The organism is Rhodobacter xanthinilyticus (assembly GCF_001856665.1).
GTDB lineage: Bacteria > Pseudomonadota > Alphaproteobacteria > Rhodobacterales > Rhodobacteraceae > Rhodobacter > Rhodobacter xanthinilyticus.
The window spans coordinates 40,757-54,101 of record NZ_CP017782.1 but is presented as its reverse complement, the minus strand read 5'-3'; the positions used below and the strand labels follow the sequence as shown (position 1 = coordinate 54,101).

The window sequence follows — 13,345 nt, the reverse complement described above, 5'->3', positions numbered from 1 at the left end:
AACCGGACCACTCAGGTGGGGCAGACCAACTCCAAGTCCGAGCAAGCGAAGCTACCGGGATATCTCCCCTTCCAGCACCGCTCGTCCGTGCACCGCCAAGGTTGCTGAAAACCTCTGGCACCCAAACTTGCGGATCACATCGAGTACCCGCGCTTCGTAGGCAGCGTGTCCGATCAAGCGACACAAGTCGGACGCGTGGAACTGGCGGTTCGCAGTTGGTGCGGCTTGCATCTGTCTCAGCAATTCGCGCTCTTTGGGATCCGTTATTGGTCTCGCGGGCGGCTTGACCGCGGGACGAGTTGGAGTTCCCCACGAATTTCGCCATCGGCGCATGAAGCCAAGCAGGAAGCCGGCCGGCACCCTGCCGTTGCCTCGGGACCGGTTGAAGGCGAGGAAGCGATCCCAGATGACCTGGGTGTCGATGTTCCAGCAGGGCAACGTGGCCTTCGCTGCTTTGATGAGCTCCGCCCAACTTGTCTGAAAAACGTTCGAACTCGTGGTGATATCGATCAGCCCTGAGAAGATAGTTTTGTTTTTATTATCTCTAGATAGTGATGTGTCGCCTTCACCTGACACGAGATCATGGGTTTCACTCTCCTCGTCGAAAGCGGAAAACCGAAAGATCCAGGGCGCGAACTTGCCATTCGGCTTCGCCCGCTCGAGCTGCAACTCCGAAGCCTCAAGTTCGTTCAGAAGAACCGCAAGATACTGCCGTGAGACACCCATCTTCTCCGCCAGGGCCGAGTGGTCTGCCCCACCTGAGTGGTCCGGTTTGAAAGTTAGTGCATCGTGGGCCTGCGGTCTATGGGCACGATGCTTTCGGGTGCCGGTGGTCGGTAGCCCAAGGCACTATGCGGGCGCACCGTGTTGTAATGCTTGCGCCAGCGTTCGATGAGGATCTGGGCTTCTCTCAGCGAATAAAACACCTCCCCATCAAGGAGCTCGTCACGAAGCCTGGCATTGAAGCTCTCAACATACCCGTTCTCCCAAGGCGACCCCGGCTCAATGTAAGCCGTTTTGGCGCCCACCGCCTCGATCCAGTTGCGCAGTTTGGCCGCGATGAATTCGGGGCCGTTATCCGACCGAATGAACTCGGGCGGGCCTCGGAGGATGAACAGATCGGTCAACGCGTCGATCACGTCGACCGAGTTCAGCTTGCGTTTGACACGGATCACCAGCACCTCCCGGGTGAATTCATCAACGATGTTGAGCATGCGGTAAGCCCGCCCGTCTGCCGTCCTGTCCTGGACGAAATCATAGGACCAGACATGGTTCGGGCGCTCAGCCCGCAGCCGCACGCAGGAGCCATCCGCCAGCCAGAGCCGCCCGCGTTTCTTTTGCATCTGCGGGACTTTAAGCCCCTCGCGTCGCCAAATCCGCTCGACCCGCTTGTGATTGACGCACCATCCAGCTTGGTTCAGCAAGCCGGTGATCTGGCGATAGCCATATCGCCCGTATTGACGTGCCAGTTCAGTGATGTCGGCGGTCAAACGGGCTTCGTCCTGATGACCGAGCGGGATCTTGCGTTGGGTCGACCGGTGCTGCCCAAGCGCTCGGCAGGCACGGCGTTCGGAAACGCCAAATTCCTGCCGGACGTGGTCGATGCACTGACGGCGACGCGAAGGGCTCAGAAGTTTCCCTTTGCTGCCTCCGTCAGGATCAGCTTGTCGAGCGTCAGGTCCGACACGGCACGCCGCAGCCGCGTGTTCTCCTGCTCCAGTTCCTTCAGCCGCTTGAGCTGATCTCGGTTCATCCCGCCAAACTCACGCCGCCAGCGGTAATAGGTTTGCTGGGTCACGCCAATCTGGCGCACGGCATCCGCCAGCTTCGCGCCTTGCCCCTGCAAGACCTCAACCTGACGTAGCTTCATGACGATATCTTCCGGCTTCTCGCGTTTGCCTGCCATCCAAGTAGTCCTCCATCATGCGGGATAAACTATCCCAAAAGGCGGACCACTTCAGTGGGGCAAGACCACGAGAGGGTGAAGGCTGCCGTTCCGCGCGACAAACCGTTGTAGCCATCCTTCCAGGCGATGGCGTCGAGGATGAGGGTGGCAAGCTTGTGCGCTGCAACAGAGAGATTTGTCTGCGTAATCCGTCGCAGGATCAAGCCGGTCGTAGGTTCCATGGTCGAGGTCTCCTTGGAGATCCGACGCCATGTCGTGAGACAACAACATTCTTGCCAGCAAAACAACTTTGCTGGTTGCAGGTGTTTTAGCGGTGCGCTAGGAAACTCTTGTTCACGGAGTTTTCTAGCACGGCGTCAGGCTTCACGGTCTGGCGTCGTCTCCTTTTCAGGGGTTTTGCACAGCCTCCCGTGCGGGGTTGAGATGACGCGCGCGGCAAAACCGCGCGCAGATTTTGTCAGTAGCGAACCTCTTCAGAGCCATAGTTACCGGCGTGATCGTGCCAGTCGACGAAGACGGAACGGTAGAAGTAGCTCCCGCATCCATTCGGGATGCTCAGGCCGGATGCGGCCGGCACCTGGCCTACGGTGGACCTTGTCCATCGGTAGTCGCCCTGCACGCCGTAGGACCCCAACCGCGTGGAGTCGCTGCGATTACAGTCGCCATCTCGGTTTTCATGCTGGCGGTACTGGATGTGATAAACGCGAATGCTGCGCACGAAATCAAAGGCGTCGCCTGAGATGTCGATGTCGGCTTGCTCATCTGCTTGGATGTGAACAAGGGGGATCGGAGTCGATTCCTGCGGTTCGGGCGGATCGCGGAACGTGATGTCATAAAGGCGTTCCATGGGCGACATCGGGTTGGGATCGTTGAACGACACACCCATCGGACACCGCCAGATTTGCAAAGGCGGCTCGATCGGCCATGGCGTAATCCGCCGAATGAAGACCGCTCTAGCATGTGCGCAGGGCGCGGAGGCAGGCCAGCCCCCCGCAAGGCAGAGGAGGATTGCACAGTCCACCTGATAGGCCTGAGCCGGACCGGACGAGGCCATTAGTCCGGATATGCTTAGTGCCGTGGCTGTTGCCACGCCGTGGATCACGTGCTTCATGATGCCGACTCCATCTATAATGGTGCAGCGATACGAAACAACATTAATGATATCAAGGAGATTTGATTGATGGTTGCGTGCGATTGTTCGCTTGTCTAGCTTGATGGCTTCCAAGAACTGACGTCGGTTCTGGCTGCTTCGGCGTCTTGAAAGTGGCCAAAATTACGGACCTCTTTCATGTTAACTTTCACTCAAATATCTGTAAACAAATACAAATATAGCATTTCAATGCGGCCACGAAAGCGGTCATGGAAGAACAGGCCGCATGAGCCCGTCACACGGCGAGTCGCAGCGCTCATGGTCTCGGGAATGGCAGAACGGAAAACTGTCTCGCCTGGTTCCCCGGCGGGAATCCGGGCGCAGAAGGACGGGGTGGAGCAACGAGCCTATGTTGGGACCGAACATGACCTTGAAGATTTATGTCAGTATCTGATACGATTGAGCATGGATAGGAGAGTCTGATGCCAAACGTCCACCTGACCGAACCGATGCAGAAATATGTGCAGGCGCAGATCGAGTCCGGCGCCTACGCCAATTTGAGCGAAGTCGTGCGCGCCGGCGTAAGGATGCTGATGGAGAAAGATGGCGCCCGGCAGTTCTATTCCCTCAAGGCCGACCTAGAGGAAGCAGCCTCCCTGGCCGAAAATGGGGATTTCGCCGAGTTCGATGCTCATGCCTTCGAACCGGATGCGTTTGATCGCTGACCCACATGACAATTCGGCTTTCCGGTCGGGCCAGCGCCGACCTTGAAGAGATCCGTGCCTACACCGTCGAAACTTGGGGTAGGGACCAATGGCTCGTCTATTACCGCCAGTTGGTCAACGCCTTCGAGCAGATCACCGGGGATCCCGACCGGGGTCGGGACAGGAGTCTCTTCGTTCCGGGGATGCGGTCCGTCAACTGCCAACGTCACGTGATCTTCTACAAGCGGCTAGATGCGGCGGACGGGGCGGCAGTCATCCTGCGCATCGTGCACCAGCGCCGCAACATGCCCGCGCTCGTCTACTACGAGGATCTCGACGGCGGTTAAGCCCTTGCGTTTCCTCATTCCAATAGCTCGACCAGTTTCCCATAGTCTTCACTGACCTCGCGTGCCTCCTGAAACGCGCGTTGACGCTCGGCATCAAGGCAACGGAAGTATTCCTGGATGTCGGCGATGTAGCCCTCGAAATCAGAACGCAGCAGATCGGCATAGGCACGCATGTCTTCTTGCGACTGAGGCAAGAACGGTCGTTCGGGAGGCACGCAGTCCGCCGCTGCGGCTACCGGCATGCTTCCAAGCAGGAACGCGAACAGCAACGGTGCGTTGCGCGCAATAAACAAGCGCAGGGCAAAACTCCTTTGCCGCCTTTAAGATTATCATTCTGTCGGCTATCACCGTTATCGGAGCAAGGCGAACTTCGTCAACACGTTATTATTGTCTTGCTATCATTAATGTTGTTTTGTATCGCTCACGGTGTTGCGACCCCGTGGGCCTGATACTGCACCCAGGCAGAACAAGGACCCAAGGGAAGGCCATGATAGAAGAAGCCCCGAATGTGGTTACAGAAGACGGACTGCGCGGCTTGCTCGCCGAGGGCTACCTCATTGAGGTGGTCTGCAAGGAGAGAGCAGAGAAGCGCCATAACAGCTGGTACGGCTCGTGGGTCATCCGCGCCGTCGCCACTGATGGGCGTGACGATAAGATGCTCGTCACCAGCCGAAGCGTCCTCAAGCTCCGCGACTTCAAAACCATCGTTGGCCTTGTCAGTTTCCTGGCCGACATGGGCTGTACGACCGCTAGCATCCCACTTGAAGAAGGTGGCCGCGAACGCCACGCCGCGCCTCCGGTCAAAGGCAGCTGACCGCGCGACCGCGCTCGTCGTTGCTTTGGGTACAGGCGTTTGTTCCGCGCCCCCGGCCCTGGCCGACGGTTTCATCTTCTCGGTTGGTCCAGACGGCCAATTGATTTCCACTTCTCAAGAGGCAAACGAGCGCCTTTTTCTCTTCGCAGAACCTCGCGTTCCCGACGCAACGAGCGAGACAGCGATCCCGGCTCGATCTGCCGCCCACGCCACCCCAGAAATCCTCCATGCGATCGAGACCACGGCGCTACGGTATGCCGGGCATGGTGCGCTGCGTCGCGCGGGGCTTTCCGTCACTGATTGGGCGCTCCTTTACCGAGCCAACATTGAAGTCGAGAGCGCATACAATCCGGCTGCACGTAGCCCTGTCGGTGCCATAGGCCTCGGGCAGCTTATGCCGGATACTGCCCGCGACCTCGGCGTCGACCCACATGACATTGCGCAGAACCTCGACGGATCAGCTCGCTACCTGCTGATGATGCTCGACCAGTTCGGCGAGGGCTCTCTGGCCCTTGCGGCCTACAACGCGGGTCCGGAGGCGGTCACACGCCACGGCGGCATCCCCCCTTTTCGAGAAACCCAAGGGCATGTGGCCCGTGTGACCGCCGTGTTTGAGCGGCTCAGAGGAGATCTTTCATGACATCGAGAAAACGTCAAAGCGTGCTCCGCACGCGGGCGATCACCGCGTTCGGCGCGATGGCCCTTATCGTGCTGGCGGGTCCAGCGCTTGCGCAAAGCATCGACCTCTCGCCGGTACAGACCCTGCTTCAAGGCATTGTCGATGCGATCACCGGTCCCTTGGGCATCGTGATTGGCACGCTCGCACTGATCGGTGTGTTTCTTTCCTGGCTCTTTGGCATCCTCGACTTTCGTCAGGCGCTTTGGGTCGTGGTTGCAATCGCGGGCATCGCCGCAGCACCCACCATCGTCGCCGCCATCTGGACCACCTGAGCAATCCCGGAGTTCTTGGCCATGGCTGACCAGTCCCGCGTGTTCATCGGCCTTCTCAGGCCACCCAAGCTGATGGGCTTGCCGATCATGTACGCCATGGTCTGGCTCTTCGGCTCGACGCTTCTGTTCCTCTGGGTGCAGAGCTGGGTGGTGGCTGTGTTCGCGGGGCTGGCCTGGCCGGCGCTCTGGAAGGCCGCAGACTGGGATCCGAACTTCCTCGATGTCCTTGTGATCACCCTGCATGAAACCCCGCCCACGACGAACCGCAAGCTGCACGGAGGCGACAGCTATGCCCCGTGATGGACTTGCCGATGAGGTTGAGAACGCCATCGATCCGCTGACTGCGCTACCCTCATGGGTCAAGGGCGAGAAGCGGCTCTCAATGATGCTGCCTTATGTGAGCCTCGTGAACGACCGAACGATCCGGACACGCGGCAACGAGCTGATGCAATGCATCCGGCTCGAGGGGGTGAACAGCACCACGAGCGAGGACGGGCATCTCGACCGGATCGGAGGGTTGCTGGCTGGCATCGTGGCGCAGGTCGGGACCGAGTTCTCATTCTACTTGCACAAGGTCTCGAAAGCGGTCGACGTGACCCTGCCGCCCGTTCCGGGCGAAGGGTTTGCGGCCGCCGTCGACAAACGATGGCACGCGCATCTCGGCCGCGCGGGTTTGCGCGACAAGACGCTGACCCTGACGGTGCTGAAGCGACCTGAGACCGGCAGCCGCTTGCCATTCGGACTTGGGGCGTCTCGCTCGCGACATGCGGCCGACACCACCCGCCGCTTGCGCAAGCTCGACGAGGTTGTGGGGTTTCTGCTGTCCTCCTTCGATGAGCTGAAGCCCCGCCTGCTGGCCGCAAGCACCGGCGAGCTTCTGGGCTTCCTCGGTTCACTCAACACGGGCGAGGAGCACCCGCTCTTCCCCCGGTCGCGCCTCGGTGTGATCGCCGAGGACGTAGCCAATACCCGCGTCACCTTCCGCGGCACGACCATCGCACTCTCGGACGGTGCCGTCGGCGACAAGCTCGGGGCGATCTTTGCGGTGAAGAACTACCCCGCCAAGACCGATAGCCTGATGCTCGACGAGTTGAATCTGCCCGTCGACATGGTGGTCACGCACTCTTTTGTGCCGATCAACGCCAACATCATGGCGGGCCGGATCAAGCGGCAGCTGCGGCTAATGCAGGCCGCCAATGACGGAGCCGTCAGTCTCGCCCAGGAACTGGAACTCGCGCAGGACGATCTGGAATCCAAACGCCTGATCTTCGGCGAGCACCACATGACCGTGGCCGTCTATGCCCGCACCCAGACGGCGCTTGACGACATCGCGGCCGAAATCCGCAACATCTCCGCCACTTCCGGGATCAACCTGATCTCGGAAGCCTTCGGGGCGCGGGCGCATTTCATGGCGCAGCATCCCGGGAACACAGGGGCGCGTAGCCGCAAGGCCGCAATCACGAACCACAACTTCGCCGATCTCGCTACCTTCCACCGCACCTCGCTCGGAAAGACAGGGCGGGAAGTCCCCTGGGGCGTTCCGATCACGCTCTTTCCCACACCCGAGCGCAGCGGTTTTCGCTTCAACTTCCACGAACAGGGCGCGCCGGATCGCGAACCCACGGGTGGCCACACGCTGATCCTCGGCCGTCCCGGCTCCGGCAAATCCGTCCTGGCGGCTTTCCTGATGACCATGGCACGGCGGGCAGGTGCGCGGGTCTTCGTATTCGACTATCGCGCGGGGATGGAGATGGCCGTCCGCGCGCTCGGCGGCAGCTATTCGACCGTGCGGGCGGGGCGCCCCACGGGCCTCAATCCGCTCCAGACCGAGATCGACGTGCGGGGCCAGGCATGGCTTGCTGATTGGCTCGCGAGCCTCTTGGAGCGGCGCGATCGACCGCTGACCCCGGTTCAGACCAACCGACTGCAGGAAGTCGTGCGCCAGAACGCCAGCGCAGGACATGCGGGTCTACGGAACTGGTCGGATTTCGCCTCGCTGCTGGTCTCGACCGATGACGAAGGCGATCTCTTCGAGCGTATGCAGGAATGGACGGCCGAGGGTCGCTACGGCTGGATCTTCGGGGCCAATGCCGAGGACAGTTTCAGCATCGATGGAGACGTCGCGGGCTTTGACCTCACCGGCATCCTCGATTCCGAGAGCGAGCGGGAACGCATGGCGGTCCTGTCCTACCTCTTCCGCCGGGTCGAGCGGGTGATCGAGGACCGCAAGCCCACCATCATCGTCATCGACGAGGCATGGAAAGCCCTCGACAACGCCTACTTTGCGGAGCGACTCAGCAACTGGCTGGTGACCGCCCGCAAGCAGAACGCCGTCGTCGTGATGATGACGCAATATGCCAGCCAGCTCGAGCGCACGCGCACCGGCAAGACCATCGTGGAAGCGGTGCCGACGCAGGTGCTCTTGCCCAACATTCGTGCTTCCGCCGCTGACTACGCGATGCTCGGCTTGACCGAGAAAGAGCTCGACGTGCTTCTGGGCGTCGGCTCGGCCTCGCGGCTCGCGCTTGTACGCGACGACCGGGGTTCCGTCGTGATCGATGCCGATCTCAGCGCGCTCGGCCCGCTCGTGACCATCCTTGGCGGAATGGAGAAGGGCGAAGCGCTTGTCGGCGCCGATTATCGCGAACGTCCTGATTTCTGGAGAGTGACATGACCCGTACCATCATTCGCAGCGTCGTGCTGCTCGGGCTCGGCCTGACGTTGACAGCCTGTGCGCAGCATAACGCCCCGCAAGCCAACTGCTTCAGTTTTCGCGAGGCTCCTGTGCAGGCAGGAACCGCCACCGCCACGATCTCGACCATGGGGGCGGAGGTCACGCGCCGCGACACGGCCTGCGATTTCGTCCTCTTGGGGGCGGGCGGCTGAACCAATGCGGACCTGGCTTCCTCTCTCGATGATCGGTTTTGCGCTGGCAGTTCCCACGGCGGGGCCAGCGGTCGCCCAGGGCGTGCCGACCTTCGACCTGCGCCTCTTCGCAGAGCGGCAGGCCATCCTTGAGCAGACCGATCGGGACCTGGCATTGCAGCAGGACCGGCTAAGCCGCGAGGAGGAACTGGCCGAAATCGAGCGCCAGCAACTCGCCTCCCTCGAAGGGCTGATGGATGCCATGTCGCTTGGCGCTGGAGACGTGGCCGGAACCGTGGCGGGGCTCGAGGCGGGGCAGGGAGCGGTAGACGACGTCGAAAGCGCGGCCGCCAGTCTTTATGCGCCCGAGGACACCAATCCAGCGGCAGCGCGGATGTTCGGCGATGCCCGGGAGGGGATCGAGGAGCTGATCATCCGCGCAGCACGCGACACCCATAGTCTGTCCGGGGTCGGCCGCGCAGGTCTTTCGCTCGTGCAATGGCGCTGTCTCTTGCAGGCGCTGATCTGGCAGGAAAGCCGTTTCCAGATCGGGGCACGCTCACCCGTGGGGGCCTTCGGACTTACCCAGATCATGCCCGGTACCGCGGGGGATCTCGGGATCTACCCGGCCTATTACGACGATCCCTATCTGCAGGTCACCGGCGGTGCGCGATACCTCGCACAAATGCTGAACATGTTCGATGGCAACATTATCCGTGCGCTCGCCGCCTATAACGCCGGGCCGGGCAATGTGCAGGATTATGGCGGTGTGCCACCCTTCGCGGAAACCCAGCATTATGTCGTGGTGATCCCGCAGCAGTACAACAGCTACCTCGCGGCCGTAGGCGGCATCGATGCGCTCGGCACCATCGACCCTGTGCTCCTCGCCAACGCGAGTTTCAGCCTCTCGGCCCACGGCGCAGGGGTCTATGGCGACTATTCGCTGGTCTCGGTCCGTGCCGCCGCCCTGCGGGTTCAGGACATCATCACCCGCATCGGTGAGACCGAGGATCTGCACGAGGCCATCGCGCTCAACACCTATGCCCGGGCCGAACTGGCCCGGCTGGTCGCAATCCGGACCCGGATCAAGGCCGCCCGAACCGAGCCACTCAGTGCCGAGCAGATCGCCTTGGCGGCGGCCCAGGCTGCCGAGCGGCAATTCATGGATTTCACCCAGGAGACATTGCGATGATCCGGCGCTTGTACCGTTCCCTCACCACCACCGCCGCGACCCTCGTGCTGGCCACCGCCCTCGCGGGGCCTGTCACCGCTCAGGGCGTGCCCACGGTCGACACCCCGAACATCGCCCAGGAAATCCGCCAGCTTCAGCAGATGCTGCAGGATTTCGGGATCCAGACGGATCTTCTGGACAATGCGTTGGAGCAACTGGACATGCTGCAAAGCCAACTCGATCAGCTGAACGAGATGTATGCCTCGCTCACCGGGCCGCGCAGCATCCTCGGGCTTGCCATGGGCGGGGACCTCGACACCTTGCTTGAGGCCAACTTCGAAGAAATCCCCGGCCTGATCCGAGGCATCCAGGCGGGCGATTGGAGCGCGCTCATCGGGCCCAATGCCGGGCCCATGCGCACGCAGATGGAACAGGCGCTGGCAAGCGCCGGGTTCGACGAGGATTCACTCCGCGAGATCGCCACCAGCGGCAATCCGGGCGCCGAAGGCGTGGCCACGCGGGCCACCACAGGTGCTGTGATGTCGGCGGCGGCGCAGAACAGCCACGCAGAGGCGGAACAGTCTCTCGAACGGGTGGAACGTCTGGTCGAGATGATCCCGGACATGGAGGATCTCAAAGCCTCGATGGATCACAACACCCGCGTCACGGCGGAACTCGCCATCGCTATGACCCGAATGTGGGAGCTGGAAGCGATTCAAACCCTAGGCGCAGGCAATGCAGGCGTGGTTGACGCCGCCACCGTTGCCGAAGAACGCCGCTACATGGACTTCACCTTGCCGGACCTTGAGCCATGAGTAGGGCAGGGGTGATGACTGCGCGCGAACTCGTGGAAGAGGAACTTGTCTACGGAGCCCTGCGCCGGGAACAGCTTTGGCGGATGATCGGCCTTTCTGGAGCAGGCTTTGGTGTATTCGGCTGTTTGACAGCTGCGGCTGTCGCGCTGATGGTCGAGACGCCGCCTCCCGTGGTTGTCCCCTACGATCCCGCGACCGGGATGGCGCTTCCCAATGCCACGGTTGAAACCGTGTCGCTCGCCGAACGCCCTGCCGTGATCGAAGCGCAAATCTACCGCTACATTCTCGAGCGCGAAACCTACAACCAGCTCGACAACGATCTTCGTGTCCGCCGTGTCCTGGCACAGTCTTCCGGGTCGGCCGAGGCCAGCATGCGCGCGATGTGGACATCGGGTCAGGAGAACTATCCGCCGACGCGTTACGGGGCTGCGGCCGAGATGGCCGTTGAGATCGCATCGATCACCCTTATTGGCGATAACCGCGCCCAGGTCCGGCTCAGAAAGCGCCTGACAAGCCCGCAAGGGGTACAGGATGGATCGTTCACTGCCACGTTGATGTTCGAATTCCGGCCCGAGCGGACCCGCGCGATCGACGATGTCTGGCAAAACCCTTTCGGTTTCACCGTTACCCAATATGCCATCCGATCGGACCGTTCCGAATGACTCGCACTCCAATCTCTGCGCTGCTGGCCGCCAGTATTCTCGCGTTCGCGGGAACGATTGCCTTGGCCGAGACCACGCCCCGCCCAGGTTCTCATGACAATCGCGTGCGCGTCGCGACCTGGACTGAAGGCCAGGTTTACCGTGTCGTCACGACTCTGACCCGCGTCACCACAGTCGAATTCGGTGAGGGTGAAACCATCCGTTCGATCATCGCCGGCGATACGGTCGGGTTTCAATTCGACGGTGTCCCGGGTGGCCGTGCCTTCGCCATCAAGCCGACAGCATCTGGCGTCGCCACCAACATCACCGTCTACACCAACCGCCGCTCCTACTACTTCCATGTCGTCGAAGCCCGGGAGACGCCGCATTATGTCGTGCAGTTCCGCTATCCTGAAAACCGCGTGCAACCCACCAGGGCGGTTGCGGCCGATGCGCCGAATGCGAACTATGCGGTCAGCGCCCGAGAAGAGTTCACGCCGACGGCCATCTGGGATGATGGTACCTTCACGTATTTCCGGTTTTCACGGAACGCGCCGGTGCCCGCCATCTTCCGATATTCGAACGGCAGGGAACGCGCGGTCAACAGCCAGGCCTTGAGTGACGGCGTCATCCGCGTGTCCGGCGTCAATCTACAATGGGTCCTTCGCCTTGGCGAAGAGGTGGTTTGCGTCCAGGACGCAGGACAGGCCACATCATGACCGAAGGTACGGAAGACCTCGCCGCGCGCCTCGCGGCTCTCGAAGGCTCGACAGGCAAAGCGAAGGCAAGCAAGCGGCCTGCGCCGCTTGCCGCGATCCTTGGGGTCGTCGGCATCGCGGCAGCAGGCGGTCTGGCATGGGCTGCCCTGCAGCCGTCAGCAGAAGCACCAATGGCGACCGCCGCGCCGGAGGAGTTCCAGAGCAGCGGCCCCGGATTCGGAGATCTGGCGCCGATTTCTGCCCAGCAGCCCAGCCAAGCCCCGCCTGCGGACACAGGTCCGAGCGAGTCGGAACTCGCGCTGATGGAAAGTCTTGCGACATTGAGAGCGGAACTCGAGGACCTGCGCGCAAGACCGGCCGAGGCCGCGGATAGCGGGGCGGAGCAGGCTATTGCGGAACTGACGGCGCAAATTGCCACCTTACAGGAAGCATCCGCCGAGGCTCAGCGTGCCCTCGAGCGGCAGCTGACCGAGCGGGACCGCGAATTGGATCAGCTCCGCATGGACTTGGAACTAGCACGGCTTGCACCACCAGAGCCGACCTCATTGGGACTAAGTGAAGAAGAATTGCGGCTGGCCGAACTCGAAAGGCGGCGCGCTGCTGAAGCTGAGGCCCGCGCAGAGCGTATCGCGTCTCCTATGATCGCGTTCTCCGGGATGGGCGCGGGTGCGGATAGGGAGAACACGCTGGAAGCCGCACGTTTGAATGCAGATGAAGCCTTTGTTCGTTCGGGCGCACAACCTGCGCAGGTGACACGTGCCGAAGTGATCGCGAACCCATCGAACACGGTTGTTCAGGGCACCATGATTCAGGCTGTGACAGAGACGGCTCTCGACAGCACACTGCCCGGCGCGATCCGCGCCATCGTCTCGGAAGACGTCCATTCTTTCGATGGAACGCGTATCCTGATCCCGCGCGGCGCGCGGCTGATCGGGCGCTACCGCTCCGATGTCGCACTTGCCCAATCGCGCGTCATGGTGGCATGGGACCGGATCATCTTGCCCGATAATCAGACCGTGCAGATCAGCGCCTTCGGTGGAGACGAGCTTGGCCGTACTGGCACCACCGGGTTTGTCGACACCCGTTTCGCGCAACGCTTCGGCTCCGCCGCGCTGATCTCCTTGATCGGCGCCCTGCCTGCGGCTGCAGCGGGTCAAATCGACAGCGAGGCGGCGGCCGATGTTGCGAGCGATGTCGGCACGGATCTGCGCGATAGCACGCAAAGCGTTATGCAGGACTATCTGGCGATCCGGCCAGTGATACACGTCGATCAGGGTACACGGATCACGGTCATGGTCGATCGTGACCTCGAGATTTTCTGA

17 protein-coding genes and 1 pseudogene are annotated in these 13,345 nt (G+C 61.7%); 13 read left to right on the top strand and 5 right to left on the bottom strand.

Annotation, left to right across the window (positions count from 1 at the left end):
- Window positions 1-51: 51 nt before the first annotated feature.
- The 4 genes and pseudogenes from LPB142_RS18680 to LPB142_RS17060 all read right to left on the bottom strand — a co-directional run.
- Window positions 52-747: pseudogene (locus LPB142_RS18680) on the bottom strand (hypothetical protein); the annotation flags it as partial.
- Between the two features lie 32 nt (window positions 748-779).
- Window positions 780-1,906 (bottom strand): IS3 family transposase gene (locus LPB142_RS17070; RefSeq protein WP_156894458.1). Its coding sequence is split into 2 segments (ribosomal slippage): window positions 780-1,642 and window positions 1,642-1,906, totalling 1,128 coding nucleotides; the frame shifts between segments, so codons are not numbered across the junction.
- 29 nt (window positions 1,907-1,935) lie between these two features.
- Entirely contained in the window at window positions 1,936-2,127 is a 192-nt protein-coding gene (locus tag LPB142_RS19205; RefSeq protein ID WP_156894457.1) for a hypothetical protein, read from the bottom strand.
- A 236-nt stretch (window positions 2,128-2,363) separates the two neighbouring features.
- Complete coding sequence (locus tag LPB142_RS17060; RefSeq protein WP_394328615.1) at window positions 2,364-2,960, bottom strand: hypothetical protein; 597 nt, start codon at window positions 2,958-2,960, stop codon at window positions 2,364-2,366.
- Window positions 2,961-3,478: 518 nt separating this feature from the next.
- On the opposite strand from LPB142_RS17060, the gene LPB142_RS17055 reads away from it, so the two are divergent.
- Window positions 3,479-3,721, top strand: a complete 243-nt coding sequence (locus tag LPB142_RS17055) for a type II toxin-antitoxin system ParD family antitoxin (protein WP_028095408.1) — start codon at window positions 3,479-3,481, stop codon at window positions 3,719-3,721.
- A gap of 5 nt (window positions 3,722-3,726) precedes the next feature.
- The gene (locus LPB142_RS17050; RefSeq protein WP_071167343.1) at window positions 3,727-4,047 is read left to right on the top strand and encodes a type II toxin-antitoxin system RelE/ParE family toxin; all 321 of its coding nucleotides are present in this window, start codon (window positions 3,727-3,729) and stop codon (window positions 4,045-4,047) included.
- Window positions 4,048-4,061: 14 nt separating this feature from the next.
- Here the strand turns inward: LPB142_RS17050 and LPB142_RS17045 are convergent, their stop codons facing one another.
- Window positions 4,062-4,289, bottom strand: coding sequence for a hypothetical protein (locus LPB142_RS17045; protein ID WP_071167458.1), 228 nt, complete (start codon window positions 4,287-4,289; stop codon window positions 4,062-4,064).
- A gap of 245 nt (window positions 4,290-4,534) precedes the next feature.
- On the opposite strand from LPB142_RS17045, the gene LPB142_RS17040 reads away from it, so the two are divergent.
- The 11 genes from LPB142_RS17040 to LPB142_RS16990 are packed head-to-tail and all read left to right on the top strand — an operon-like array spanning window position 4,535 to window position 13,345.
- The gene (locus LPB142_RS17040; protein WP_010138156.1) at window positions 4,535-4,861 is read left to right on the top strand and encodes a hypothetical protein; all 327 of its coding nucleotides are present in this window, start codon (window positions 4,535-4,537) and stop codon (window positions 4,859-4,861) included.
- Entirely contained in the window at window positions 4,818-5,501 is a 684-nt protein-coding gene (locus LPB142_RS17035; protein WP_071167342.1) for a lytic transglycosylase domain-containing protein, read from the top strand. The genes LPB142_RS17040 and LPB142_RS17035 overlap by 44 nt, the downstream gene beginning before the upstream one ends.
- A 56-nt stretch (window positions 5,502-5,557) precedes the next feature.
- Complete coding sequence (locus LPB142_RS17030; protein ID WP_036745219.1) at window positions 5,558-5,812, top strand: TrbC/VirB2 family protein; 255 nt, start codon at window positions 5,558-5,560, stop codon at window positions 5,810-5,812.
- A gap of 21 nt (window positions 5,813-5,833) precedes the next feature.
- A complete protein-coding gene (locus LPB142_RS17025) occupies window positions 5,834-6,112 on the top strand; it encodes a type IV secretion system protein VirB3 (RefSeq protein WP_071167341.1) in 279 nt (92 codons plus the stop codon).
- On the top strand, window positions 6,102-8,486 hold the full coding sequence (locus tag LPB142_RS17020; protein ID WP_071167340.1) for a VirB4 family type IV secretion/conjugal transfer ATPase: 2,385 nt from the start codon (window positions 6,102-6,104) through the stop codon (window positions 8,484-8,486). The genes LPB142_RS17025 and LPB142_RS17020 overlap by 11 nt, the downstream gene beginning before the upstream one ends.
- Window positions 8,483-8,698 (top strand): hypothetical protein, encoded by a 216-nt coding sequence (locus tag LPB142_RS17015; RefSeq protein WP_071167339.1) that lies wholly within the window; start codon window positions 8,483-8,485, stop codon window positions 8,696-8,698. Before LPB142_RS17020 ends, LPB142_RS17015 begins: the two co-directional genes overlap by 4 nt.
- A 4-nt stretch (window positions 8,699-8,702) precedes the next feature.
- Window positions 8,703-9,869, top strand: a complete 1,167-nt coding sequence (locus LPB142_RS17010) for a lytic transglycosylase domain-containing protein (RefSeq protein WP_071167338.1) — start codon at window positions 8,703-8,705, stop codon at window positions 9,867-9,869.
- A complete protein-coding gene (locus LPB142_RS17005) occupies window positions 9,866-10,663 on the top strand; it encodes a type IV secretion system protein (RefSeq protein ID WP_071167337.1) in 798 nt (265 codons plus the stop codon). Before LPB142_RS17010 ends, LPB142_RS17005 begins: the two co-directional genes overlap by 4 nt.
- Before the next feature lie 14 nt (window positions 10,664-10,677).
- Complete coding sequence (locus LPB142_RS17000; RefSeq protein WP_071167457.1) at window positions 10,678-11,325, top strand: virB8 family protein; 648 nt, start codon at window positions 10,678-10,680, stop codon at window positions 11,323-11,325.
- A complete protein-coding gene (locus LPB142_RS16995) occupies window positions 11,322-12,023 on the top strand; it encodes a TrbG/VirB9 family P-type conjugative transfer protein (protein WP_156894456.1) in 702 nt (233 codons plus the stop codon). Before LPB142_RS17000 ends, LPB142_RS16995 begins: the two co-directional genes overlap by 4 nt.
- The gene (locus LPB142_RS16990) at window positions 12,020-13,345 is read left to right on the top strand and encodes a TrbI/VirB10 family protein (protein WP_071167336.1); all 1,326 of its coding nucleotides are present in this window, start codon (window positions 12,020-12,022) and stop codon (window positions 13,343-13,345) included. The genes LPB142_RS16995 and LPB142_RS16990 overlap by 4 nt, the downstream gene beginning before the upstream one ends.

Bases quoted from the DNA above. Each gene is read 5' to 3' on its own strand.
- LPB142_RS17055 (WP_028095408.1), top strand. From the start codon at position 3,479: ATGCCAAACGTCCACCTGACCGAACCGATGCAGAAATATGTGCAGGCG.
- LPB142_RS17040 (WP_010138156.1), top strand. From the start codon at position 4,535: ATGATAGAAGAAGCCCCGAATGTGGTTACAGAAGACGGACTGCGCGGC.
- LPB142_RS17050 (WP_071167343.1), top strand. From the start codon at position 3,727: ATGACAATTCGGCTTTCCGGTCGGGCCAGCGCCGACCTTGAAGAGATC.
- LPB142_RS17045 (WP_071167458.1), bottom strand. From the start codon at position 4,289: ATGCCGGTAGCCGCAGCGGCGGACTGCGTGCCTCCCGAACGACCGTTC.
- LPB142_RS17060 (WP_394328615.1), bottom strand. From the start codon at position 2,960: ATGGCCTCGTCCGGTCCGGCTCAGGCCTATCAGGTGGACTGTGCAATC.
- LPB142_RS17025 (WP_071167341.1), top strand. From the start codon at position 5,834: ATGGCTGACCAGTCCCGCGTGTTCATCGGCCTTCTCAGGCCACCCAAG.
- LPB142_RS17000 (WP_071167457.1), top strand. From the start codon at position 10,678: ATGACTGCGCGCGAACTCGTGGAAGAGGAACTTGTCTACGGAGCCCTG.
- LPB142_RS17030 (WP_036745219.1), top strand. From the start codon at position 5,558: ATGGCCCTTATCGTGCTGGCGGGTCCAGCGCTTGCGCAAAGCATCGAC.
- LPB142_RS17020 (WP_071167340.1), top strand. From the start codon at position 6,102: ATGCCCCGTGATGGACTTGCCGATGAGGTTGAGAACGCCATCGATCCG.
- LPB142_RS16990 (WP_071167336.1), top strand. From the start codon at position 12,020: ATGACCGAAGGTACGGAAGACCTCGCCGCGCGCCTCGCGGCTCTCGAA.
- LPB142_RS19205 (WP_156894457.1), bottom strand. From the start codon at position 2,127: ATGGAACCTACGACCGGCTTGATCCTGCGACGGATTACGCAGACAAAT.
- LPB142_RS17005 (WP_071167337.1), top strand. From the start codon at position 9,866: ATGATCCGGCGCTTGTACCGTTCCCTCACCACCACCGCCGCGACCCTC.
- LPB142_RS16995 (WP_156894456.1), top strand. From the start codon at position 11,322: ATGACTCGCACTCCAATCTCTGCGCTGCTGGCCGCCAGTATTCTCGCG.
- LPB142_RS17015 (WP_071167339.1), top strand. From the start codon at position 8,483: ATGACCCGTACCATCATTCGCAGCGTCGTGCTGCTCGGGCTCGGCCTG.
- LPB142_RS17010 (WP_071167338.1), top strand. From the start codon at position 8,703: ATGCGGACCTGGCTTCCTCTCTCGATGATCGGTTTTGCGCTGGCAGTT.